Consider the following 21,502-nt stretch of genomic DNA (forward strand, 5'->3'; position numbering starts at 1 on the left):
GTCTCTACTTAGCCTTCCAGCCTGATATGGGATCAGCGGATTGCCTTAACGGCAAATCTCGCGGCTTGCAATGCAGGCGGGATTACCCGATTTTAGCAGCAATTGCCAGAAAGGCAGCAATACAGGCCGGGACATGAGCGCATGATGTATTCTTCGCTGGATGATTTTCTCAAACAACAACAGGCCCTGCTGACCAAGGGGCCAGTGGCACTGATCTTTGTCGAAGACGATGTCGAGGTGGCCACGACCCTGCGCCACCACCTGCAAAGCGGCTTCAAAGCCGTGGTTGCACTGATGCCGGATGCCTTTGATCTGCCCCGTGACATCAAGAATAAAGTCCACCGGGTGCCCTTTGATTGCAGCGCGCCGGAACGTCCCTTTCACGCCATCAATCAGGTCATCGCAGCCGCCACCCCTGGATGCTGGCTCTATTATTGCTACAACGCCGAATTCCTGTTCTTTCCCTTCTGCGAGACCCGGTCAGTGACCGAAATGCTGGCCTTTCACGGCGAGGAACGCCGCTCGGCCATGCTGAGCTATGTGATTGATCTATACGCGGGGGACCTCAGCGAACATCCCAGCGCGGTCTCGCTGGATACTGCCTACCTGGATAAATCCGGCTACTACGCCCAGGCCCGGCCCGACCTGCCGGATGGCAGCACCCCAGAGCGCCAGCTGGATTTCTTTGGCGGCGTGCGTTGGCGGCACGAGGAACACATCCCCGAAGCCAGCCGCAAGATCGACCGCATTTCACTGTTTCAGGCCAAACCGGGTTTAGAACTGCTGCCCAATCACACCTTCAACGAGCAGGAGTACAACACCTATTCCTGTCCCTGGCACCATAACCTGACCGCCGCCGTGTGTTCGTTCCGCACCGCCAAAGCGCTGAAACGAAACCCAGAATCAGACTATGCCATCCACAGCTTTCGCTGGCACAACTCCACCCCCTTTGAATGGCATTCACGGCAGCTGCTGGACCTTGGCCTGATGGAGCCAGGACAGTGGTTTTAACACCTACTGCCCCCTCTTGCACCACAAGATCCCCCCAATGATGCGACACATCGGGGAGTAAGACTATGATTCAACGCTGCAGCAGTACCGGGAACCAATCTTCGCGCAGGCGCTGTCCGGGTTGCATCTCATGCCCCGGATAGGGCGGCGAGGTTGGGCCGGGACGTTCTACATAGCGGGCGTCTTCACCGACCAGACGCAGTGAAAAGGCCCGGCGGCGGCTGTCGCTGGTATTGCCACGCGCCCCATGCAAGGTCTTGTAGTTGAAAGCCACTGCATCACCGGGCTCCATCGTCCATTCGCGGATCGTCATCCCTTCGGCCTCGGGATCGGGAACCTGCATGTACTGGCCTTCGTCGGCAAAGAATCCCTCGTTCGAGACCCAACGGGTCGGCAACACTTCTTTTTCCCATTTATGCGAGCCTGCAACGCAGCGAAGCGAGGCATCTTTTACCGGATCCAGCGGCGACCAAAAGCTGACGGTCTGCGCACCTTCGACGAAATAATATGGCCCATCCTGGTGCCAGGGCGTCGGCATCGATGTTCCGGGTTCTTTAACCAGCACGTGATCGTGAAACATCTGCACCCGATCTGATTGCATCAGGTCTGCCGCAACTTCAGCCACCGGCGAGGTCTTGATCGCCTGTTCAAAGGTGGGGATTCGCGTCCAGTTGCAATAGTCATCAAAGAACCGCCCGGTCTGCCCCGCCTTTTCATTGTTCGAGGCATAGGGGCCCGGTTCCGCCATGTTCTGGTCGACACCAGCGCGCAGCATGTCGACCTGATCCTTGAACAGACCTTTGATAAACACCACGCCGTCGCGCTGGAACTGATCAATATGATCCTGGGTAATTAGGGGGTGCACCATGCGGGCCTCCGTCTGAGAGTGGGCTGAAAGATGTATTATTGCTGTCGCGACCCTGCCTGCAGCCATAAATAGTTTCAAATCATATATTTCTAAGTTAGGGATAAGCTGATGTTATACCTTACCCTACGCCACTATGAATACGTTTGCGCTGTTGCCCATCACGGCAGCCTTTCAGCCGCCGCCGAAGCGCTGCATGTCAGCCAGCCCGCCCTGTCGGCGGCCCTTTCACGCATTGAAGAACATTTGGGACATGCGCTTTTCCTGCGCCGTCGTGGCGCCCCACTGGCCCTGACACCGCAGGGGCGCAGCTTCACCAAACGCGCCCAGAGCCTGGTCGATCAGGCGGCACAACTGGAAAGCCCCAACGCGACCGCACCAATCGCACAGAAACTTGTATTAGGCTGCTTTTCAGATCTTGCCCCTTTTTTGCTAGCCCCCGCTCTGCAGCATCTGCGCAGCGCCCTGCCCGACCTGGCCATCACCCCACGTGTTGGCGACTTCGCAACACTGACAGAGGCCATGTTGCAGGGCGAAATCGACTTCGCCTTCACCTATGATTTGGGTCTGGATGCGGGGTTCGCGCGGCAGATCATGGATCATCGCCGCCCGCATATCCTAGTACAGCCCGGACACAGGCTGGCAGACCACCCCGCAGTTGCTCTGGCCGATGTCGCACCGGAACCGCTGATTCTGTCACAGGAAGGTCTGTCGGTTCAGCATATGCTGTCCTTGTTCAAATCCCGGAACCTTTCACCCAGAATTGCCCATCGCGCCGCCTCACTGGAGCTGCTGCGCAGCCTCGCTGCCAATGGCGAGGGCGTCGGCATCAGCTACAGCGCGCCGCCCCTTGATCTGAGCTATGACGGCAAGCCACTGATTTCTGTGCCAGTCAGCGACGAGATCGCTCGCGAACCGGTGATCCTCACAAGTCACGGCATGCCCCACCCCGAATCGTCACAGGCGATGGCAACATCTCTGCTCACGGAATTGTTCACCAAACCAGACCGGAACCAAAACTGAGGGAACAAACCGGTACGTCAGTTTGTGCGGCTTCAAATCTTGCGCCTTCAGATTTTGCGGAGGCGGATCACCACATCAACCGAGGCAATCTCCATGCCCTCGGGCGCATCTGGCAGACGCTGGATGACCAGTTGATCAGAGGGCGCATCGGTGACGTGACTGCCATCTTCCCAGAAGTAATGCGGATGATCATGGGTATTGGTATCAAAGTAGCTTTTTGACCCATCCACAGTGATTTCCTGCAACACACCAGCGTCACAAAAGGCCCGCAAGGTGTTGTACACCGTCGCCAGAGACACCGCAGCGCCTTTGGTTTTGGCCGCGTCAAACAGGCTTTCGGCGGTGACATGGCGATGATTGCCATCCCCGACCAGAAGCTCCGCCAGAGCAACCCGCTGACGGGTTGGGCGCAAACCGGCCTCGACCAGCCAATTGGTTGCCACGTCTTCGCTGTTTGGCGTCATGTGCGGTTCCTGCATCGCGTTGCTACCCACGTTTATACAGTCAAAGAGTTGTGTTTTTCAAACGGAATTCCCAGCCCCCGCTGCCATACAGGCAGGCATTGCGCAGCGCCTTTGCACTTTCTGGTGGTACAATCTCCCTGCCCCGCGACTTTCAGCACCCTTGCAGGACCCTTTGGGCGGGTGCTACAGGAAGGAAAACATAGTAAACACCACAGGCAGGAGACGCGCCAGCATGGCCGATTACCCCAGCAGCTTTGACAAAGACGACCTGTTGAAATGTGCCCGCGGAGAGCTTTTTGGCCCCGGCAACGCCCAGCTTCCAGCCCCACCAATGCTGATGATGGACCGCATCACCGAAGTCAGCGCCGATGGCGGCGCCCATGGCAAGGGTCACATCGTTGCAGAATTCGATATCAACCCGGACCTGTGGTTTTTTGAATGCCACTTCCCCGGCAATCCGATCATGCCCGGCTGTCTGGGTCTTGATGGTCTGTGGCAGCTGACTGGTTTCAACCTCGGCTGGCGCGGCTGGAAAGGTCGCGGCATGGCCGTTGGTGTGGGTGAAGTAAAGCTCACCGGCATGGTGCGCCCCGAACGCAAGATGCTGACCTATAAAATCGACTTCAAAAAAGCGATCCAAACCCGCCGTCTGACTATGGGCGTGGCGGATGGCATCGTCGAGGCCGATGGCGAGATGATCTATGACGTCAAGGACATGAAGGTCGTTCTGTCCGAGGCCTAGTTCGCTCGGATAATCCAAGATTGAAGAAGAGGCCCCCGGGCCTCTTTTTTTTGTTATTGAGAGGATATTTACTTCTGAGCCCGTTTGGATGGGTCTATGGACATAGAGTTGGCAGGTATGGATTTCGTTTTGTGTCGAGAATTTCAAAGCGCATTCGCCTTTTTGACCAGTTGTAAACTTCAGTTCGCTCGTGAGCTGGTGCAACAAGGATAGCGTGATAGTCGAAAACGATTGTACCAGTCGGGCCTGTTCTACTGGTCGCGACGTGGGGAAGGCGCATTTCCCAGATAGAGCTTAGCTCGGTGCCATAGCGAACAGGTTTGGGCACCAGAATACACGCCCCATCGGTGTTGCCAGAGGCCCCACGGTGAACGAACATGCCTAGCGCTGAAACCCAAGACCAACTGGCAAGAAGAAACAGAACCCAGAACCCTGTTCCAAAGTGCAAATCAGGGGCTTGTCCGGGCGTCAAAACCCTAGAAATCATATGTAGATAACCGGCAAAACCCACGACGTAGAAAAATGTAATTGCCCCATCTACTGATGTTCCTATACTCCACGCGAGAATAGCGAGAAACGCTCCGCTAATCAGAACTAGGACTGCTAGTACCCGCAACATCTTTGCTGGCCAACGACGATCCTTCAGTCGCTCTTGGGCGACAAATGCCGCGCATAGTCCAAATATACAGACGAAGCTTAAAGAGAGAGGCCATTTATCCAGTGAGGTTGGAAGCCAACTGCTGATCCAGCAAACAAGCACAAGAAATGGCGATGCGAACTTCATTCGGAATTGTGCTCCATACTAAACTATCCTCTATCATGAAAATGGGTATGTGTTGGATACCTTATCTGGGCGCGTTTCCCAAGGTTAGCTCCCTCCGCAAAGCTGCCAACCACCGCAATCCCGTCAGTCAACCACCACCTCTCCGCCAACCCATCTTGCACCCCTCCCCTGCAACGCATACTAAGACATAAGCAATTAAGGGAGTGCACGTATGCGTCGTGTCGTCGTCACCGGTCTGGGGATCGTCTCCTCCATCGGAAACAATGCCGAAGAAGTCATCGCCTCGCTGAAGGCCGGGAAATCCGGGATCGAGGCGAGCCCCGAAATGACCGAGCACGGCTTTCGCAGTCAGATCGCGGGCACTCTGAAGATTGATACCAAGGAACTGGTGGACAAACGCACGCTGCGTTTTATGGGCGATGGCGCCGCCTATGCCCATATCGCCATGAGCCAGGCCATTGCCGACGCGGGACTTTCTGAGGACCAGATCGTCAACACCCGCACTGGACTGGTGGCGGGCTCTGGTGGGCCGTCCACCTCGGCCATGTTGGCGGCGCATCAAGTGGTTGCCAAGACTGGCGCCACCAAACGCATCGGGCCTTTTGCGGTGCCAAAATGCATGTCCTCTACGGTCTCGGCCAACCTTGCGACCGCCTTCAAGATCAAGGGCATCAACTATTCCATCACCTCGGCCTGTTCGACCTCATTGCACTGTATCGGCAATGCGGCTGAACAGATCATGATGGGCAAACAGGATGTTATGTTTGCCGGCGGCGGCGAAGAGCTGGACTGGACCCTGTCCTGCCTGTTCGATGCCATGGGTGCGATGTCCTCGAAGAAAAACGACGCCCCCACAGCCGCCAGCCGCGCCTTCGATCAGGACCGCGACGGTTTTGTCATCTCTGGCGGCGGCGGCATCGTGGTGCTGGAAGATCTCGACCATGCGCTGGCACGTGGTGCCAAGATCTACGCCGAAGTTGTTGGCTATGCCGCGACTTCGGACGGGCACGACATGGTCGCCCCTTCTGGCGAAGGCGGCGAACGCGCCATGCGTCTGGCGCTATCGACCGTGCCCGAGGGCCGCAAGATCGGCTATATCAACGCCCACGGCACATCGACCCCAGTTGGCGACGTTGGCGAAGTCGAAGCCGTCCGCCGTGTCTTTGGCGAAGGCCAAACGCCGCCTATTTCATCCACGAAATCAATGACCGGACACGCACAGGGTGCCGCCGGCGCATTGGAGGCGATCTTTTGCCTATTGATGCTGGACAATGATTTCATCGCTCCCTCGATCAATGTGGACACACTGGCCGAGGGCATTCTCCCCGGCGAGATCGCCACTGACCTCGTGGAAAATGCAGGCCTCGACTCTGTCATGACCAACAGCTTTGGCTTTGGCGGCACCAATGGGTCGATGGTTCTGAGCAAATACAAAGGATAACCCGACAATGTCAGGAATTTTGACAGGCAAACGCGGATTGATCATGGGCGTAGCCAATGATCGCTCCATCGCCTGGGGCATTGCCAAGGCCATGTCCGAGGCCGGTGCTGAGCTGGCCTTCACCTATCAGGGTGAGGCCTTTGGTAAACGCCTGGCACCGCTGGCGCAAAGCGTTGGCAGTGATTTCATGGTCGATGTCGACGTCACCGATGATGCCTCGCTGGACACAGCCTTTGACCAGCTGGCAACCCGTTGGCCGACGATTGATTTTGTCGTCCATGCCATTGCCTATTCGGACAAATCCGAACTGACTGGGCGGTTCCTCGATACCAGCCGGGCGAACTTCAAAAACTCGATGGATATCTCGGCCTATTCTTTCATCGAAGTGGCGCGCCGCGCCCATCCCATGATGGTCGAAAATGGCGGCACTCTGCTGACCCTGACCTATCAGGGCTCCAACCGGGTGGTTCCCAACTACAACGTCATGGGCGTGGCCAAGGCCGCATTGGAAAGCGCCACCCGCTATCTGGCCAATGACCTTGGCCCTGAAGGCATCCGCGTCAATGCAATCTCTCCTGGTCCGATGAAGACCCTTGCGGGAGCTGCCATTGGTGGTGCCCGCAAGACCTTCAAGCACACAGCGCAGAACGCGCCGATGCGCGACAATGCCACGCTCGAAGCCGTAGGCGGCACCGCTGTCTATCTGGCATCTGACGCTGGGGCCTGCACAACTGGCGAAATCATCCGGGTCGACGGTGGCTTTCACGTGTTGGGAATGCCGCAACAGGATCATCTGTGAAGACCTGAACACCAGAGAGAATTTAAACGAAAGAGGGCGCCCAACACATGGGCGCCCTCTTTTTAGTCGATGCAGTTTAGTCAATGCAGTGGCTCAAACCCAGATCAGCCGATCGAGACAAGCTCGATGTCAAAGTTGAGATCTTTGCCCGCCAGCGGGTGGTTTGCATCCAAAGTCACGGTCGCCTCAGTAACCTCAACCACGGTCACAGGCAGCACATGGCCTTCGGGGCTTTGCATCTGCAGCTGAATGCCCACTTCAAGCGGGATATCATCAGGAATGCCTTCGCGCGGGATGGCTTGACGCGCCTCGGGGTTCAGGGGGCCATAGGCATCTTCCGCCGCAATCTCGAGCCGCTTCTTGTCGCCAACCTTCATGCCTGGAAGGCCTGCATCCATGCCGCCAATCACATGACCGGCGCCAACGGTGAACTCCAGCGGATCGCGCCCTTCGGAGCTGTCAAAGACAGACCCATCCGTCAATGTGCCAGTGTAGTGGATCTTGACGGTGTCGCCGTTCTTTACCTCGGTCATAGGACCTCCAGTTGATATACAGGGAAACTAAAGGCGCGCACCCTACAGCCCTTGGGAACAATGTAAACCCGACTTGCTGCCGCATCTGCGCGTCAATTTCGCTGATTCAACCGCTCAAATCCCCGCATATCGCTATCCTGATTTCTATCCACGTCTCTATCCAGGCCCAAGTGCAGATCCCCGGATCGTGCAGGAACTGACTGCAAGGAATTGTAACCATCACAACTTCGCACTTTGCGCGTCCACCTTCTCCGTGACAGGATGCAGGGAACGGAGGATTACATGCCCATTACCACCTGTGTTTTTGACGCCTATGGCACTCTTTTCGACGTCGCGGCCGCCGCGCGTCAGGCCGCCGCGGAACCTGAATTTCCGCATCTGCAAGACAGCTGGGTTGAACTGGCCAATCACTGGCGCCTGAAGCAGCTGCAATATACTTGGTTGCGCGCCATAACGGATGCCCATTGCGACTTTTGGCAAGTCACCCAAGACGGGCTTGACTGGGCGCTGGAGGCTGCAGCCCTGGCAGGCGATCCCAAACTTCGCCAGCGTCTGCTGGATCTCTATTGGGAGCTACAGGCCTATGCCGAAGTCCCCGCCATGCTTGCGGCCCTCAAAGAAGCTGGCATGAACACTGCCATTCTGTCCAATGGATCACCAAAGATGCTGGATGGGGCAGTGCAGTCCGCAGGTATCGGCGCGGTCCTGGATGATGTGCTCTCGGTGGAAAGCGTCGGTATTTTCAAGCCAGATCATAGGGTTTATGATCTGGTCGGTCAGCGCTTTGACTGCGCCAGGGACGAGGTGCTGTTTGTCTCATCCAATGGCTGGGACGCGGCCGGGGCCTCGGGCTATGGGTTCACCACCGCCTGGGTCAACCGCGCGGGCGAGCCTGTGGACCGCCTACCCTGGACCCCGGCCCATATCCTGCCCAACCTCATCACCATTCCCGATCTGGCCAAGCGCTGACCGATCCAGCGTTTAAGGACCAAGGATATGAGTAATTTCACCACCACAGACGGGCTGTCGCTGTTATTTGAAGAAAGCGGCACCCCGACTGGCATACCACTGATCTGTCTTGCAGGTCTGACCCGTGACAGCCGCGATTTTCGTTATTTCGCTCCCCATGCACAGCGCTATCGCCTGATTACGCTCGATGCGCGCGGGCGGGGGCAGTCCGACCATGATCCGCAGTTTGAAAACTACAACGTACCGCGTGAGGCACAGGACGTGCTGGAACTGATGGACCACCTTGTCCTGCCTCAGGCCGCCCTCCTCGGGACGTCACGCGGCGGCATGGTTGCGATGATGCTGGCGGCAAGCGCCAAACCGCGCCTTATGGCGGTGATCCTGAACGATGTCGGCCCGGTGATCCCGGCGAATGGGATCGAGCGCATCATGCAATACGTAGGCCGTCGCCCAGCTGCCAAAACCCAGGCACAGGCTGCCGAAACTCTGACGGCGCTGATGGCGCCCGCCTTTGCGGGTGTTCCCGCCCAACGCTGGCGCGAAGAGGTCGAAACCTTTTACGACAGCACACCCCAGGGGCTGCAACTGCGCTATGATCCGCGTATCCGTGACGCGCTTCTGGCTCAGGCCGAGGCGGGACCGGTGCCGGATCTCTGGCCGCTGTTTCTGGCCCTGGACGGCCTGCCCTGCGGTGTCATTCGCGGTGCCAACTCTGATGTGCTCAGCCATGAGACCTATGTCGAAATGCAGGCCCGCCTACCCGCGCTTCAAGCGGTAGAACTGCCTGGTCGCGGCCATGTACCCTTTCTGGATGAGCCCGCCGCCCTTTCCCTGATACAATCCGTTCTGGAGCAGATCTGATGTCCAACTTTGCCATGATCCAAGCCGCCGCCGCCCGCCTGGACGGACAGGCCCGTGTCACGCCGATGCTCTCGTCTCCGTTTCTGGATGAGATCGCCGGACGCCGGGTTCTGGTCAAAGCTGAATGCCTGCAGCACACGGGTTCGTTCAAGTTTCGCGGCGGCTGGGCGGCTGTCTCGGCGCTTTCACCGGCGGAGCGCGCGCGCGGTGTTATCGCCTATTCCAGCGGCAACCACGCCCAGGGTGTTGCCGCCGCCGCCAAAGCCCATGGGGTTGCTGCCGTCATTTTGATGCCCGCCGATGCACCGCAGTTGAAGATCGACAACACCCGCGCCTTGGGCGCAGAGGTGGTGCTCTATGACCGCGCCGGGGGCGAAGACCGCGATGCCATTGGTCATGATCTGGCACAGGATCGCGGCTTGACGCTGATCAAACCCTACGACGAACCCGAAGTGATTGCAGGACAGGGGACTACCGGGTTGGAAATCGCCGAACAGGCCGCCGCCCAGGGGGTGACCAGCGGCGATGTTCTGGTCTGCTGCGGCGGTGGTGGGCTGACCAGTGGTATCGCCCTGGCACTCGAAGGCCTCGGCTCGGATCTCAGGGTGCGCCCGGTGGAGCCAAAGGGTTTTGACGATGTGGCAAGATCGCTGGCCAGTGGCGAAATCCAGACCAATGCGCAGATCTCAGGCTCGATCTGCGACGCCATCCTGACACCCGCGCCCGGCGCGCTGACCTTTCCCGTGCTGCAACGCCTGTGTGGCGCCGGGATCACCGTGAGCGAAGACGAAGCCATGCACGCCATGGCACTTGCCTTTCTGCGCCTGAAGATCGTGATCGAACCCGGCGGCGCTGTCGCCCTAGCGGCAGCCCTGTTTCATGGCGACAAGATCGAGGGCAACGCGGTGATCGCACTGGCCACTGGTGGCAATGTCGACGCCGCCCTGTTCCAGCGTGCCCTCAGCACCTATGCTTGACGCAGCAGGTCAGAATTTTAGCGAAGGGAAACCCAGATGAGCCGTTTCACCATTGCCTCTTTCAACGTGAAAAACCTGATTGGCCCGGATCAGGAATATTACAAGTTCCAAAACTACACCCCCGAAGAATACGCCTGGAAATCCGACTGGATGGCAGACCAGTTGCTGACGCTGGACGCCGATATTGTCGGCTTTCAGGAGATCTTCGAAGAAGAGCCCCTACGCGCGGTGATCGCCGAGGCAGACAAGCGCGGCATAGAGGCCAATGCCGCCACGGTTCCCGACCGCTCCAAGCGCTATCACCGCAAGGCAATCTTTCGCAAATTGGCCTATGGCCCCTATGGTAGCGGCGGTCTGGCCTTTGCGCCCAACGTGAATGACACCGACACACCCGGCCAGCGCCGTCCTGGCCTCGCGATCCTGTCGCGCTTTGGCTTTGTCGGCACGCCTGAGGTGATCCAGGAGTTGGAACACCCGCTGGATATCCCGATGTCGGATCTGGGCGGCGACGAGGACGCGGGCTATTTCACCCTGCGCCGCCTGTCGCGACCGATCCTCAAGGCGCGTATTCCCATCAATGGCCAGGTGGTCACCGTCTTCAACTGCCACCTGAAATCAAAATTGGGCGAATTCATCACCCCAGCAGGTGCACCCTTTGCGCCCGAAGCGGTGCTCACGGCCTATGATCCGGCGGGGCGGGCATTGGGCGCGTTGCGGGCCGCGCTGCGCCGCATGGGAGAGGCCTGGGTGCTGCGCCGCGCCATTCTGGACGAGCTGGAACAGGACCGGCCTGTTATGGTGCTCGGGGATTTCAACGATGGCGAACATGCCGTCAGCAGCGAAATCATCTCAGGCGAGGTGCCGTTTCGCAACTATTCCTGGATGCTGCGACACGATGCCAAACACGGCAGTGATCGCTATAGCAGCAAGGAAAACACCCAGATCGTTGAAGCTATCGACAAGGTCCGACTGCGGGCTGCAGAAAAGATCTTTCTCAAACGCTCCCTGCGTGATGTGGTCTACACCACGGCTTTTGGCGGTGTGCATGAAAGCATCGACCAGATCTACATGTCGCGTCATTTCGACCCTGAATGGTCGGGTGCTACAGGCAAGATGCATTACTTCAGCGTCTTCAATGATCATCTGACCGATGGCAGCCACCCCGAAGCACCCTACAATAAGCTTGCCTCGGACCACGGCCAGATCATGGCGCATATGGAGCTGCTTACCCCTGAAACGCCCGAATAGGCCAATCCGGGCTGGAACGGGCTTTACCCTGCTTAGGCACCTCCCTAAATTGCGCGCCATATTTACCGGAGAAAGTGCATGCAGATCGCAGACCTGGGCGATGTCCAGCTTCACTACCAAATCGATGGCGACCCAAACGGGGCGCCCATCGTTTTTGCCAATTCCCTTGGCACCGACCTGCGGGTTTGGGACGCCGTGGTGGAACGTCTGCCTGCCGGGTTGAAGGTCATTCGCTATGACAAGCGCGGCCACGGCCTGTCCTCTTGTCCGGATGCGCCCTATTCCATGGGTTCGCTGGTGCGAGATGCCGAACGGCTGCTGGATCATCTGGCGGTACGCGATTGCGTCTTTGTCGGCCTGTCTATTGGCGGCATGATCGCACAGGGGCTGGCGGTGAAACGCCTGGATCAGGTGCGCGCATTGGTGCTCTCCAATACCGCCGCCAAGATCGGCACTGCCGAGATGTGGCAGGACCGGGTCAAAGCGGTCACCGATCATGGCATCGAGCCTTTGGCCGATAGCGTGATGGAACGCTGGTTTGCCCGTGGTTTTCGCGCCAAACCAGAGCTACAGCTCTGGCGCAATATGCTGGTGCAGCAATCACGTAGTGGCTATGCAGGCTGCTGCGCCGCCATTGCAGGCACCGATTTTTACACTCCTACCAGCGGGTTACGCCTGCCTTGCCTTGGCTTTGCCGGTTCTGAGGATGGCGCAACCCCACCTGATCTGGTACGTGAAACCGTTGATCTGATCCCCGGTAGCCAGTTCCATCTGATCCGCCGCGCGGGCCACATTCCCTGCGTTGAGCAGCCCGATGAATATGCCATCCGCCTGACACAGTTTTTGCAGGAGACCGGACACATTGGCTGATATTCTATTGATCCACGGATCCTGCCATGGCGCCTGGTGCTGGCGTGATCTGACCCCAGCACTGGAGGCGCGCGGCCATACTGTGCGCACAATCGATCTCCCAGGAAACGGCAGCGGTCATGAAAACGAACGCGATCTGGGCCAGGTCACCCTACAGGAAAGCGCTGAAGCGATCTTGGCAGCAACCACACCAGACACGTTGGTGCTGGGCCATTCTTGGGCTGGCTATCCCATCTCTGCCGCAGCCGAAATCAACCCACAGGCCATGCGCGGATTGATCTATCTTTGTGCCTATGTGCCGCGTTCAGACCTGTCGCTGATCGACATGCGCAAAGCCGGACCGCGCCAGACCATTGGCTCAGCTGCCATCAAGGATCCCACAGGCACCAGCTACACCATTGATACTGCTGAAGCGCCGCGTCTGTTCTACCATGACTGCCCCGCCGAGGCCGTCGCCTATGCCCTGCCCCGGCTATGCCCGCAGGCCATCAAGCCACAGGACACCCCGCTGACGCTGGGCGAAAACTGGCAAAACACAGCCAAGGCCTATATTCGCTGCACGAATGACCAGACGATCCCGCCGGAGTATCAAGCCGAAATGGTGGCTGACTGGCCCCGGGACATGGTTCACGACATGCACTGCTCTCATTCGCCCTTTTTCGCCGACCCAGAGGGTCTGGCTGATCTCATCGGGCAAATCGCAAAGGACATCTGATGGCGGCTTCGGTCTTTGACAGCCAGATCTATGGCGACCTCTTCACCTCTGGCGACGTTGGTCGCCTGTTCACCGATACTGCTGAAACCCGCGCTATGCTGCTGGTCGAGGGCGCACTAGCCAAAGCGCAGGGTGCGCGCGGCGAGATCCCCGAGCTCAGCGCGGCGGCAATTGGCCGGGCAGTGATGGAAGTGGCAATGGATCCCGGCACCATCCGCAAGCCAACCGGTCAGAACGGCGTGCCGGTTCCCGGCCTTGTCGCCGCCTTTCGCGCCGAGATGAACGCGCCGGAACACGCGCAATATGTGCATTGGGGGGCCACCTCGCAGGATATCATGGACACAGGCCTGATGCTGCGACTGCGTCAGGCACTGGCGCTGATCGAGGATGATCTGAAACTGGCGCTGGCCTCTTTGGGCAAATTGGCCCGTGACCACGCCAAACTGCCGATGCCAGCGCGCACCTATGGCCAGCATGCCACTCCTACCAGTTTTGGCGCGACTGTCGCCGCTTGGGGGGCACCGCTGCTGGATCTGCTGGCAGAGCTGCCTGGTCTGCGCAAATCCTGCTTGCTGATCTCGCTGTCAGGCGCGGCAGGCACGGCTGGTGCTCTGGGCCCCAATGCGGCAGAAATTCGCGCCGATATGGCCAAGGCACTTGGTCTGAATGACCCGGAGCGCAGCTGGCACAGTGATCGCGGCCCCCTGTTGCGGCTGATGGACTGGATGGTGCGGGTGAACCTCGCGCTTGGGAAATTGGGCGAAGACTGCATCGCCCTGGTGCAGACTGGTATTGGCGAATTATCACTGGGTGGTTCTGGGGCGTCGTCGACTATGCCCCAAAAGCAGAACCCGGTCGCCCCTTCGGCGCTGGTGGCGCTGGCGCGTCAAGGCACTGGTCTGCTGTCGATCCTGCACGGCAGCGCTGTGCAGCAGCATCAGCGCGACGGGGCCGCCTGGTTTAGCGAATGGCTGTGCCTGCCGCAGATCACGCTGGGCGCCGCAAGTTCTGCCCGCATTGGCCGGGATCTCTGTGCTGGGATCACCCCGGTGGAGGCCGCGATGACTGCGGCTCTTGCCTCGGGACTTGATATGATCAACGCCGAAGCGCTGAGCTTTGCCCTGGCTGAACCCCTGCCCCGCCCCGAAGCACAGGCGCAGGTCAAAACCCTGTGCCGCGAATCTGGCGCCACCGGGCGCGCTCTCAGCGAGCTGGTTGCGCGGGACTATCCGGATCTGGACAGCTCGCACCTGTTTGACCCGGCTGCCCAGCTTGGCGCTGCCCCTGCGGAAGCCTTGCGTTTTTCCAGTAAAGTGACGGAACTGTCTCAGACCTGATGGCCAAGCCCGGCCGCTGCGTCACCAAGTCGTGATTTCATCAAAAGACGAGTGCTGATGCGCCTGCCCCTGATCTTTGTACTCACCACCGTGATGATTGATGCCATGGGCATTGGTCTGATCATGCCAATCATGCCCAACCTTCTGGTCGAGGTGCAGGGCGGCAGTCTGGCGGATGCGGCGATCTGGGGTGGTATCCTCAGCACCGCCTTTGCGGTGATGCAGTTTCTGTTCAGCCCAGTACTGGGCTCCCTTTCGGATGCCTATGGGCGCCGTCCTGTGCTGCTGATCTCGCTATTCATCATGGCACTGGACTATCTGGTTATGGCGCTGGCGGGCTCGCTCTGGCTGCTGCTGATCGGGCGTCTGGTAGGTGGCATCACTGCCGCCACCCATGCCACCGCCGGGGCCTATATCGCCGATATTTCCAAACCCGCGGAAAAGGCCGCCAATTTCGGCCTACTCGGCGCGGCCTTTGGCGCCGGATTTGTCCTCGGGCCGCTGATCGGCGGTCTGTTAGGAGAGATGGGCACCCGCGCGCCGTTTTATGCGGCTGCCGTTCTGGCCGGCCTCAACTTTGCCCTTGGCTGGTTCGTGATGCGCGAAACCGTCACGGATGATACCCGCCGGGCCTTTGACTGGCGCCGGGCCAATCCCTTTGGCGCTTTTCGCGCCATGGCCAGCATTCCGGGCATCAAAGGTCTGTTGTGGGTCTATTTCCTGTACTCCGTGGCGATCTATGTCTACCCGGCGATCTGGTCTTATTTCACCGCTGAACAGTTTGGCTGGCAGCCGCAGATGATTGGCGTCTCGCTGGCGATCTATGGGATTTCCATGGCCTTGGTGCAGGGCTGGCTGCTGCGCCATGTGGTGCGCTGGGTCGGCGAACGGCGCACGGTGATCTGGGGGCAGGTCTTTGACTTTGTCGCTTTTGGCATCCTTGCCGTTATCACCAGCGGCAATCTGGCGCTGGCGCTGATCCCAATCTCGGCCCTTGGTGCCTTGGTGCAGCCCGCGCTGCAGGGGTTAATGTCGCGCGCCGTCGCCGACAACCAGCAAGGTGAGCTGCAGGGCGTGATGACGGCTGTCCATGCGCTGTCGATGGTGGTGTCGCCACTGATGATGACAGCCGCTTTCGCACAGTTCTCCGACAGGGATACCGCTTACTATCTGCCCGGTGCGCCGTTTCTTTTGGCACTGGTCCTGATGATCATCGGCTGCCTCGTCTTTTTGCGCACGCGCCCTTCCGTGACGTAAAAACGGCAGCCTACGGCGCAGGCCTGACGGTTTCGCGCTTGCAGTAGATCTCCCCCCGCGCCACCGTGCATCAAAACAGGGAGTGAGATCATGCAAACCATCAAAGCCGCCGTCTGTCATGCCTTTGGGGAACCGCTGGTGATCGAAGAGATCCAGATCGAAGACCCACGCATGGGAGAAGTGGAAGTCACCCTGGACGCGGTGGCGATCTGCCATAGCGATATTTCTTTTGCCGAAGGCGCCTGGGGCGGGTTTTTGCCTTCGGTCTATGGTCACGAGGCCGCAGGGGTCGTCACTCAGGTCGGTGAAGGCGTCAGTGGGTTTGCCGAAGGTGACAGCGTTGTGGTCACGCTGATCCGGTCCTGTGGCAGCTGCCCCAGCTGCGCCAGTGGCAAGCCGACCATTTGTGAAACCCCCTATGATGCCGTGAAATCCGGCCCGCTGAAGACTGCGGATGGCGCGCCGCTGATGCAGGCCATGGCCTGCGGTGCCTTTGCCGAAAAGGTCGTGGTGGATCAGCGCCAGATCGTGAAGATCCCCGAAACCCTGAGCAAAGAAGCAGCCGCGCTGATTTCCTGCGGTGTCATCACCGGCGTCGGCGCGGCCGTTAACGCCGCAGGCCTGCGCGCCGGGCAGGATGTGGTGGTGATTGGGGCTGGGGGCGTTGGCCTGAACGCCATACAGGGCGCGCGCATTGCTGGTGCACGGCGCATCGTAGCTATTGATATGACCGAAGAAAAACTGGAGATCGCCAAGGAGTTCGGCGCCACCGATGGCGTTTTGGGTACACTGAAATCACCGTGGAAAGCTGCGTTCAAAGCACTTGGCGGCAAGGGCGCTGATGTGGTTCTGGTCACCGTCGGGGCCATCCCGGCCTATGAACAGGCGCTGCGCTATCTTGGCTATGGCGGCAAAGCCGTGATGATCGGCATGCCACACTCCGGCCAAAAAGCCACCTATGAGCCCGTCATCATGGCAGCCGTCGGTCAAGGCATGATCGGCTCTAAAATGGGTGATGTGGTCATCCAGCGGGATATTCCCTGGATGGTTGATCTATACGAGCAGGGTCGCCTGAAACTGGATGAGCTGATCTCTGGTCGTTGGGAGCTGGAGCAGATCAACGAAGCCATTGCCGACACCAAGACCGGCAGTGCCAAACGCAATGTCATATTGTTCAACCGCTAGATAAACGTCAGTATCGACCCACCCCGACGACGTCCAGACAACGCCCAGAGAGACACCCCATGAAGCTGCAAGATCTCGATATCATCGTCACCGCCCCGCCTGCTCCCGGTTGGGGAGGGCGCTATTGGATCCTGGTAAAGGTAACCACAGATACCGGTATCACGGGCTGGGGTGAATGCTACGCGTCAACAATTGGACCTGCGGCGATGAAGCCGGTGATCCGCGATGTATTTGATCGGCATATGGCAGGTGAAAACCCTGAAAACATTGAGCTGATGTTCCGCAGGGTCTATTCTTCGGGGTTTACCCAGCGCCCGGATTTGACCGTCATGGGCGCCTTCTCGGGCCTCGAGATTGCCTGCTGGGATATCCTCGGCAAGGATCGCGACCGTCCCGTGCATGCGCTGATTGGCGGCCGTATGAACGACCGCATTCGCGCCTACACCTACCTTTATCCCCTGCCACATCACGATATCGATGAATTCTGGAGCTCCCCCGAACTGGCAGCAGAATCCGCCGCCGAGATGGTTCGCCAGGGCTATACGGCGGTGAAATTTGACCCTGCAGGGCCCTATACCATGCGCGGCGGCCATATGCCTGCGATGCGTGACATCTCGCTCTCGGTGGAGTTTTGCAAGGCGATCCGTGGCGCTGTTGGCGACAAGGCGGACCTGTTGTTTGGCACCCATGGCCAGTTCAACACCGCTGGCGCCATTCGCCTCGGTCAGGCGCTGGAGCCCTATTCACCGCTTTGGTTCGAAGAGCCCACACCGCCCGACAATATCGAGGACATGGCCCGTGTCGCGCGCAACGTGCGCATCCCTGTCGCGACCGGCGAACGAATGACGACCAAGACCGAGTTCGCGGCCGTGTTACGCAGTGGTGCCGCCGAAATCCTGCAGCCCGCGCTGGGTCGGGCCGGTGGTATCTGGGAGATGAAGAAAGTCGCCGCCCTGGCCGAGGTTTATAACGCACAGATGGCGCCACATCTTTACGCAGGCTCGGTGGAATGGGCTGCTAATATCCAGCTCGCCGCCTCGATCCCGAATATCCTGATGGCCGAAAGCATCGACACGCCCTTCCATGACGACCTGATCAAGGGCAGCATCCGCGTCGAAGATGGCTTTATCACCCCACCGGGCACGCCGGGTCTGGGCATCGACGTCGACGAAGATCTCGCCCGCGCGCATCCCTTTGACGGTGACGATCTGCACCTCAACATGCGAGACGAAGCCTGCAGTTACACTGGTAACAATAGTTTCGCAGGCGGCGCGCCACCGCTCAAAACTTGACGCCTCTCTGTCTTGTGACCGGGAGGGGGTGACTTACGTTAGGAAAATGAGGCATTATGGCAAATACACCACTCGCAGGATTCAGGACACGTGACGCTTCAGACCCTCAAATCGACCGAAGAGACATCTTCCGAAACTCTTCATCCGGAAACACCAATCGACATGGCGCAGCGTGCCGCTGAGGCTGCGGCGTTTCTCAAGACCCTCGCCCATGAGGGCCGATTGATGATTCTCTGTCATCTGGGTACCGGAGAGAAATCCGTCGGCGCGCTCGAAGCTCTGCTCGAAATGCGCCAGGCTGCCGTCAGCCAGATGCTGGCACGCCTGCGCGATGAAGGGCTGGTGCAGACCCGGCGTGAGGGAAAGACAATCTACTACTCGCTGAAAAACAAAAACACCGAAGAAATCATTGCCCTGCTCTACCAGCAGTTTTGCTCCCCGGACTAACACCCCAATCGACCTGAAAACCCAGTCTGATGCCCCATTTGCTACCCAGGTCAGGTGACGCCACCTGAGCACGCCTGAACTTTAGCACGCGTGTTCACGTCTGGTGCACCTGTCCACGTCAAAGCTTTCTCCGAAGGTCAGGCTACGCGCGGTATGGTTTTGTGATTTTCCTGCATAACATTTTCCTGCATAACGATGGGGAAGGCGGCTCGGCTGACCACTGCAGCCGCAAAACCGGCAAGCATATCCGCTAGCGTCCATCCTGCGGCCACCTATCCGGCTGCGCACAAAGCCTTCTAGTTTCCAACGTATCCGGAAACGACTTGCAGGAGCTTGAAGGCGGTATTGGCGTCATTCTCCACCACTGCCAGAAACTCTTCCTCACCGATCCGCAAACAGCTCAGCTCGGTTGTCGCAACCATGCTCAGCGCCCGCGGTTCCTTGCGAATGAGTCCGAGCTCCCCAACCAAATGCCCAGGTCCGACATTGGTGATCAGACGATCTTGCTGCCCGTCCTGTGGCAAATAAAGCCCCGCTTCGCCATCGATAATCATATAGACACCATCGCTGGCCACATCATCCTTGAGAAACACCACATCGCCAGCCTTGGCCGCATACCAGCGCGCTCCAAAAGCCAGCAGCCGCAATTGCCGCCGGTTCAGACCAGAGAACAGTTCCGTTTGCTCCAGTGCCCGCAGCTTACGCGCCAGATCCTGGCTTGCGGCACTGTCTTCGGCCACCTCGTAATGCGGATCATCGCTCACCAGGCGCCCCTGGCGTAATTCGTAATGAACATCAAAAACATCCGGGCGTTCAAAGCTAGTATCCAAATAGACCAGAGTTGTCGCAGGCAGCAGCCGCCGCAGATTCTTGTGTACTGCAATCCGTGTATCAAGATCGTAGCTTGTCAGCGCCGAATCGAGCAGCAGAATGTCAGGGCGTTTGATAGTCGCCCGCGCAAAAGCCAGCGGCTCTGCATAGCTGGCTGGCAGCCCTTGTCCGCCTAGGGCGATTGGCAGATCAAAGATCAGCTCGACCACCATGTCCCGGGCTCCGTTCTCGACCAGAACCTCAGAGACCAGGCGACGCAGTTCGTCTCCGCGCGCGCCAGCTCCATCGGAGATCTTGCCAAACAGCGCATTCTCCAGCACCGTCAGGCCCGGCGCAAATACCGCCCCATCAAGGTGCACAAAGATATCCGACAGGGTCTCCATCAGCTCACCCGCGTGGCTTTTGCGGAACGACAGGATGCGCATCTTCATTTCATCGGTAAAGGCAGGACCGATCTGTTCGGCCGAGATGCTGAAGGGGACGATCATCAGCTGCGCCAACTCGTCCGGCCCCAGAGAGGCAGCCCCCTTGCTGCGGGTCTTGTCAACCAGAGCCGAGGCACGTTCGTAGGCCTTGGGATCCAGCCCCAACTTGCGAAACAGCGGATGGCCCGTGCCATCCATGCCAAAGATCTGGCGCAGAATATCCACCACATCCTGGGTCAGTGTGACCAGATCATCATCCAGTTTCAGCTCACGCAGACGTTCCAGGAATTCCACATGCCGCTGCAGCACCTCTTCGGTGATCGGTTCACACAGGGTGGCGTAAAGCAGGTTCTCCGCAACCGGCAGAGCCGGATTATAGGCGTCAGGTGCAAACCAATGCACCTGCGCTTCCAGACCAGCTGCAGCAACCGCTTCCTGAACCTTGGGGCGCAGATCGATCAGGCATTGGGCCAATCGCGGATGCTGGTTCTGATCAAAAAGCTGCTCCATGCCGCGCCAGAACAGCGCACTATCAGTCCCGATACCGGCCAAGAGCTGCACCCACCAATCCCGCAGATCATGCGCACTGGCAAACCCTGCCAGTTCCGGATCCAACCAGGGCGCGTCAAAAGGATCAGCACTATTGCCGGCCAGCTGTGCGGCGAGAAATCGCCGCGTGTCTTGGGCGGCGCCCTTGGGGCGGTGTCGCATGGGCATCATCACATTGTCGCCGAAAGAGCCCTGAAACAGCACCGGTCGCGAGGTCACATAGCCGATACGCAAAGCCAGAACCGCCTGATGCAGGTCGCGCATGTCCTGACCCGCAACAGTCACCTGCCCCGCGGATGGCAGCACTTCACGGGTCAGCAGTTCGGCCAGTGCCCGCCGGTCTTCTTCAGACGGGGCCGCAATGCCAATCACTTGGCCAGCCGGCAGGGTCGCGTTCAGATCCTCCAGCACCAGATTGCCATCGGCATCCCGTACATTGACCCGCTGCAGCGCCACATCCCCCTTGAGGTGCGGGATCGTCTGCGGCTCGCCGAACATCAGCTCCTCGCGTACCATGCCCGCAGGGGCAAAGCGCTCCAGGATCACGTCCCAGCGCAGCGACATATCCTGCGTCTGGTTGTAATAGGCCAGCAGCTCCTTCCAGGGAGAAGCCAGATCTTTGTAGGCCGCCAACGCGGCCACCAGTGCCCCCAGTGACACCTGCCCCTCCAGCACAAGATAGCCACCGACAGCATAAAAGAAGAACGGCGTCAGATTGGTGATGAAGTTGTTGAGAAACTTCATGAAGAACTTTTTCTGGTAAATCTCGAAACGGATATCGTAGAGCCGCCCCAGCCGGTCGGTGATCGCCGCCATCCGATACCGCCAACCGCCATTGATCCGCAAAGTGGCCGCACCAGCCGCGCTTTCACCGATT

Annotated in this window: 20 protein-coding genes; 16 read left to right on the forward strand and 4 right to left on the reverse strand. The window is 59.0% G+C overall.

Features of this window, described 5'->3' with window-relative positions; translation table 11 throughout:
* Positions 1 to 141 precede the first annotated feature (141 nt).
* Entirely contained in the window at positions 142 to 1,011 is an 870-nt protein-coding gene (locus PH5382_RS17160; protein ID WP_058335622.1) for a glycosyltransferase family 2 protein, read from the forward strand.
* Positions 1,012 to 1,081: 70 nt separating this feature from the next.
* Here PH5382_RS17160 and PH5382_RS17165 read toward each other — a convergent pair whose 3' ends face one another.
* Positions 1,082 to 1,879: a phytanoyl-CoA dioxygenase family protein gene (locus PH5382_RS17165; RefSeq protein ID WP_058335623.1), complete on the reverse strand. Its 798-nt coding sequence runs from the start codon at positions 1,877 to 1,879 to the stop codon at positions 1,082 to 1,084.
* 108 nt (positions 1,880 to 1,987) lie between these two features.
* Here PH5382_RS17165 and PH5382_RS17170 point away from each other — a divergent pair, with 108 nt between their 5' ends.
* On the forward strand, positions 1,988 to 2,899 hold the full coding sequence (locus PH5382_RS17170; RefSeq protein ID WP_058335624.1) for a LysR family transcriptional regulator: 912 nt from the start codon (positions 1,988 to 1,990) through the stop codon (positions 2,897 to 2,899).
* Positions 2,900 to 2,946: 47 nt separating this feature from the next.
* On the opposite strand, the gene irr is transcribed toward PH5382_RS17170, so the two are convergent.
* On the reverse strand, positions 2,947 to 3,363 hold the full coding sequence (irr, locus tag PH5382_RS17175) for a Fur family transcriptional regulator Irr (protein ID WP_058335625.1): 417 nt from the start codon (positions 3,361 to 3,363) through the stop codon (positions 2,947 to 2,949).
* A 232-nt stretch (positions 3,364 to 3,595) separates the two neighbouring features.
* On the opposite strand from irr, the gene fabA reads away from it, so the two are divergent.
* The 3 genes from fabA to PH5382_RS17190 all read left to right on the forward strand — a co-directional run bounded on the left by fabA (position 3,596) and on the right by PH5382_RS17190 (position 7,129).
* Positions 3,596 to 4,105 (forward strand): bifunctional 3-hydroxydecanoyl-ACP dehydratase/trans-2-decenoyl-ACP isomerase, encoded by a 510-nt coding sequence (gene fabA, locus PH5382_RS17180; RefSeq protein ID WP_058335626.1) that lies wholly within the window; start codon positions 3,596 to 3,598, stop codon positions 4,103 to 4,105.
* Between the two features lie 995 nt (positions 4,106 to 5,100).
* Positions 5,101 to 6,330, forward strand: coding sequence for a beta-ketoacyl-ACP synthase I (gene fabB / locus PH5382_RS17185; RefSeq protein ID WP_058335627.1), 1,230 nt, complete (start codon positions 5,101 to 5,103; stop codon positions 6,328 to 6,330).
* A 7-nt stretch (positions 6,331 to 6,337) separates the two neighbouring features.
* Positions 6,338 to 7,129: an enoyl-ACP reductase FabI gene (locus PH5382_RS17190; protein ID WP_058335628.1), complete on the forward strand. Its 792-nt coding sequence runs from the start codon at positions 6,338 to 6,340 to the stop codon at positions 7,127 to 7,129.
* A 104-nt stretch (positions 7,130 to 7,233) separates the two neighbouring features.
* Here the strand turns inward: PH5382_RS17190 and PH5382_RS17195 are convergent, their stop codons facing one another.
* Positions 7,234 to 7,662, reverse strand: coding sequence for an FKBP-type peptidyl-prolyl cis-trans isomerase (locus tag PH5382_RS17195; protein ID WP_058335629.1), 429 nt, complete (start codon positions 7,660 to 7,662; stop codon positions 7,234 to 7,236).
* A 282-nt stretch (positions 7,663 to 7,944) separates the two neighbouring features.
* Between PH5382_RS17195 and PH5382_RS17200 the strand changes: the two genes are divergently transcribed.
* From PH5382_RS17200 to PH5382_RS17250, 11 genes are all read left to right on the forward strand, one after another.
* Complete coding sequence (locus tag PH5382_RS17200) at positions 7,945 to 8,631, forward strand: haloacid dehalogenase type II (protein WP_058335630.1); 687 nt, start codon at positions 7,945 to 7,947, stop codon at positions 8,629 to 8,631.
* Between the two features lie 27 nt (positions 8,632 to 8,658).
* A complete protein-coding gene (locus PH5382_RS17205) occupies positions 8,659 to 9,492 on the forward strand; it encodes an alpha/beta fold hydrolase (RefSeq protein ID WP_058335631.1) in 834 nt (277 codons plus the stop codon).
* On the forward strand, positions 9,492 to 10,469 hold the full coding sequence (locus PH5382_RS17210) for a threonine ammonia-lyase (RefSeq protein WP_058335632.1): 978 nt from the start codon (positions 9,492 to 9,494) through the stop codon (positions 10,467 to 10,469). The genes PH5382_RS17205 and PH5382_RS17210 overlap by 1 nt, the downstream gene beginning before the upstream one ends.
* Before the next feature lie 36 nt (positions 10,470 to 10,505).
* A complete protein-coding gene (locus PH5382_RS17215) occupies positions 10,506 to 11,717 on the forward strand; it encodes an endonuclease/exonuclease/phosphatase family protein (RefSeq protein WP_058335633.1) in 1,212 nt (403 codons plus the stop codon).
* 78 nt (positions 11,718 to 11,795) lie between these two features.
* Positions 11,796 to 12,587, forward strand: a complete 792-nt coding sequence (gene pcaD, locus PH5382_RS17220) for a 3-oxoadipate enol-lactonase (RefSeq protein ID WP_058335634.1) — start codon at positions 11,796 to 11,798, stop codon at positions 12,585 to 12,587.
* A complete protein-coding gene (locus tag PH5382_RS17225) occupies positions 12,580 to 13,302 on the forward strand; it encodes an alpha/beta fold hydrolase (protein WP_058335635.1) in 723 nt (240 codons plus the stop codon). Before pcaD ends, PH5382_RS17225 begins: the two co-directional genes overlap by 8 nt.
* Positions 13,302 to 14,639 (forward strand): lyase family protein, encoded by a 1,338-nt coding sequence (locus PH5382_RS17230; protein WP_058335636.1) that lies wholly within the window; start codon positions 13,302 to 13,304, stop codon positions 14,637 to 14,639. The genes PH5382_RS17225 and PH5382_RS17230 overlap by 1 nt, the downstream gene beginning before the upstream one ends.
* A 57-nt stretch (positions 14,640 to 14,696) precedes the next feature.
* Positions 14,697 to 15,896 (forward strand): TCR/Tet family MFS transporter, encoded by a 1,200-nt coding sequence (locus tag PH5382_RS17235; protein ID WP_058335644.1) that lies wholly within the window; start codon positions 14,697 to 14,699, stop codon positions 15,894 to 15,896.
* A gap of 90 nt (positions 15,897 to 15,986) precedes the next feature.
* Positions 15,987 to 17,081 carry a Zn-dependent alcohol dehydrogenase gene (locus PH5382_RS17240; RefSeq protein ID WP_058335637.1) on the forward strand — a complete coding sequence of 365 codons (1,095 nt, stop codon included), beginning with the start codon at positions 15,987 to 15,989 and terminating at the stop codon, positions 17,079 to 17,081.
* 59 nt (positions 17,082 to 17,140) lie between these two features.
* Positions 17,141 to 18,373, forward strand: a complete 1,233-nt coding sequence (locus tag PH5382_RS17245) for a mandelate racemase/muconate lactonizing enzyme family protein (RefSeq protein WP_058335638.1) — start codon at positions 17,141 to 17,143, stop codon at positions 18,371 to 18,373.
* A 162-nt stretch (positions 18,374 to 18,535) separates the two neighbouring features.
* Entirely contained in the window at positions 18,536 to 18,820 is a 285-nt protein-coding gene (locus PH5382_RS17250) for an ArsR/SmtB family transcription factor (protein WP_058335639.1), read from the forward strand.
* A 296-nt stretch (positions 18,821 to 19,116) separates the two neighbouring features.
* On the opposite strand, the gene PH5382_RS17255 is transcribed toward PH5382_RS17250, so the two are convergent.
* Positions 19,117 to 21,502 (reverse strand): cyclic nucleotide-binding domain-containing protein (locus PH5382_RS17255; protein ID WP_058335640.1); only part of this gene is annotated, 2,386 nt, incomplete at its 5' end.

The organism is Phaeobacter sp. CECT 5382 (genome assembly GCF_001457775.1).
Lineage (GTDB): Bacteria > Pseudomonadota > Alphaproteobacteria > Rhodobacterales > Rhodobacteraceae > Pseudophaeobacter.

What these genes read in the sequence shown, in the direction of transcription:
- PH5382_RS17245 (WP_058335638.1), top strand. Translation starts at nt 17,141, where the DNA reads ATGAAGCTGCAAGATCTCGATATCATCGTCACCGCCCCGCCTGCTCCC.
- PH5382_RS17230 (WP_058335636.1), top strand. Translation starts at nt 13,302, where the DNA reads ATGGCGGCTTCGGTCTTTGACAGCCAGATCTATGGCGACCTCTTCACC.
- fabA (WP_058335626.1), top strand. Translation starts at nt 3,596, where the DNA reads ATGGCCGATTACCCCAGCAGCTTTGACAAAGACGACCTGTTGAAATGT.
- PH5382_RS17215 (WP_058335633.1), top strand. Translation starts at nt 10,506, where the DNA reads ATGAGCCGTTTCACCATTGCCTCTTTCAACGTGAAAAACCTGATTGGC.
- irr (WP_058335625.1), bottom strand. Translation starts at nt 3,363, where the DNA reads ATGACGCCAAACAGCGAAGACGTGGCAACCAATTGGCTGGTCGAGGCC.
- PH5382_RS17165 (WP_058335623.1), bottom strand. Translation starts at nt 1,879, where the DNA reads ATGGTGCACCCCCTAATTACCCAGGATCATATTGATCAGTTCCAGCGC.
- PH5382_RS17195 (WP_058335629.1), bottom strand. Translation starts at nt 7,662, where the DNA reads ATGACCGAGGTAAAGAACGGCGACACCGTCAAGATCCACTACACTGGC.
- PH5382_RS17235 (WP_058335644.1), top strand. Translation starts at nt 14,697, where the DNA reads ATGCGCCTGCCCCTGATCTTTGTACTCACCACCGTGATGATTGATGCC.
- PH5382_RS17160 (WP_058335622.1), top strand. Translation starts at nt 142, where the DNA reads ATGATGTATTCTTCGCTGGATGATTTTCTCAAACAACAACAGGCCCTG.
- PH5382_RS17210 (WP_058335632.1), top strand. Translation starts at nt 9,492, where the DNA reads ATGTCCAACTTTGCCATGATCCAAGCCGCCGCCGCCCGCCTGGACGGA.
- PH5382_RS17170 (WP_058335624.1), top strand. Translation starts at nt 1,988, where the DNA reads ATGTTATACCTTACCCTACGCCACTATGAATACGTTTGCGCTGTTGCC.
- PH5382_RS17190 (WP_058335628.1), top strand. Translation starts at nt 6,338, where the DNA reads ATGTCAGGAATTTTGACAGGCAAACGCGGATTGATCATGGGCGTAGCC.
- PH5382_RS17250 (WP_058335639.1), top strand. Translation starts at nt 18,536, where the DNA reads ATGGCGCAGCGTGCCGCTGAGGCTGCGGCGTTTCTCAAGACCCTCGCC.
- PH5382_RS17240 (WP_058335637.1), top strand. Translation starts at nt 15,987, where the DNA reads ATGCAAACCATCAAAGCCGCCGTCTGTCATGCCTTTGGGGAACCGCTG.
- PH5382_RS17200 (WP_058335630.1), top strand. Translation starts at nt 7,945, where the DNA reads ATGCCCATTACCACCTGTGTTTTTGACGCCTATGGCACTCTTTTCGAC.
- pcaD (WP_058335634.1), top strand. Translation starts at nt 11,796, where the DNA reads ATGCAGATCGCAGACCTGGGCGATGTCCAGCTTCACTACCAAATCGAT.
- PH5382_RS17205 (WP_058335631.1), top strand. Translation starts at nt 8,659, where the DNA reads ATGAGTAATTTCACCACCACAGACGGGCTGTCGCTGTTATTTGAAGAA.
- fabB (WP_058335627.1), top strand. Translation starts at nt 5,101, where the DNA reads ATGCGTCGTGTCGTCGTCACCGGTCTGGGGATCGTCTCCTCCATCGGA.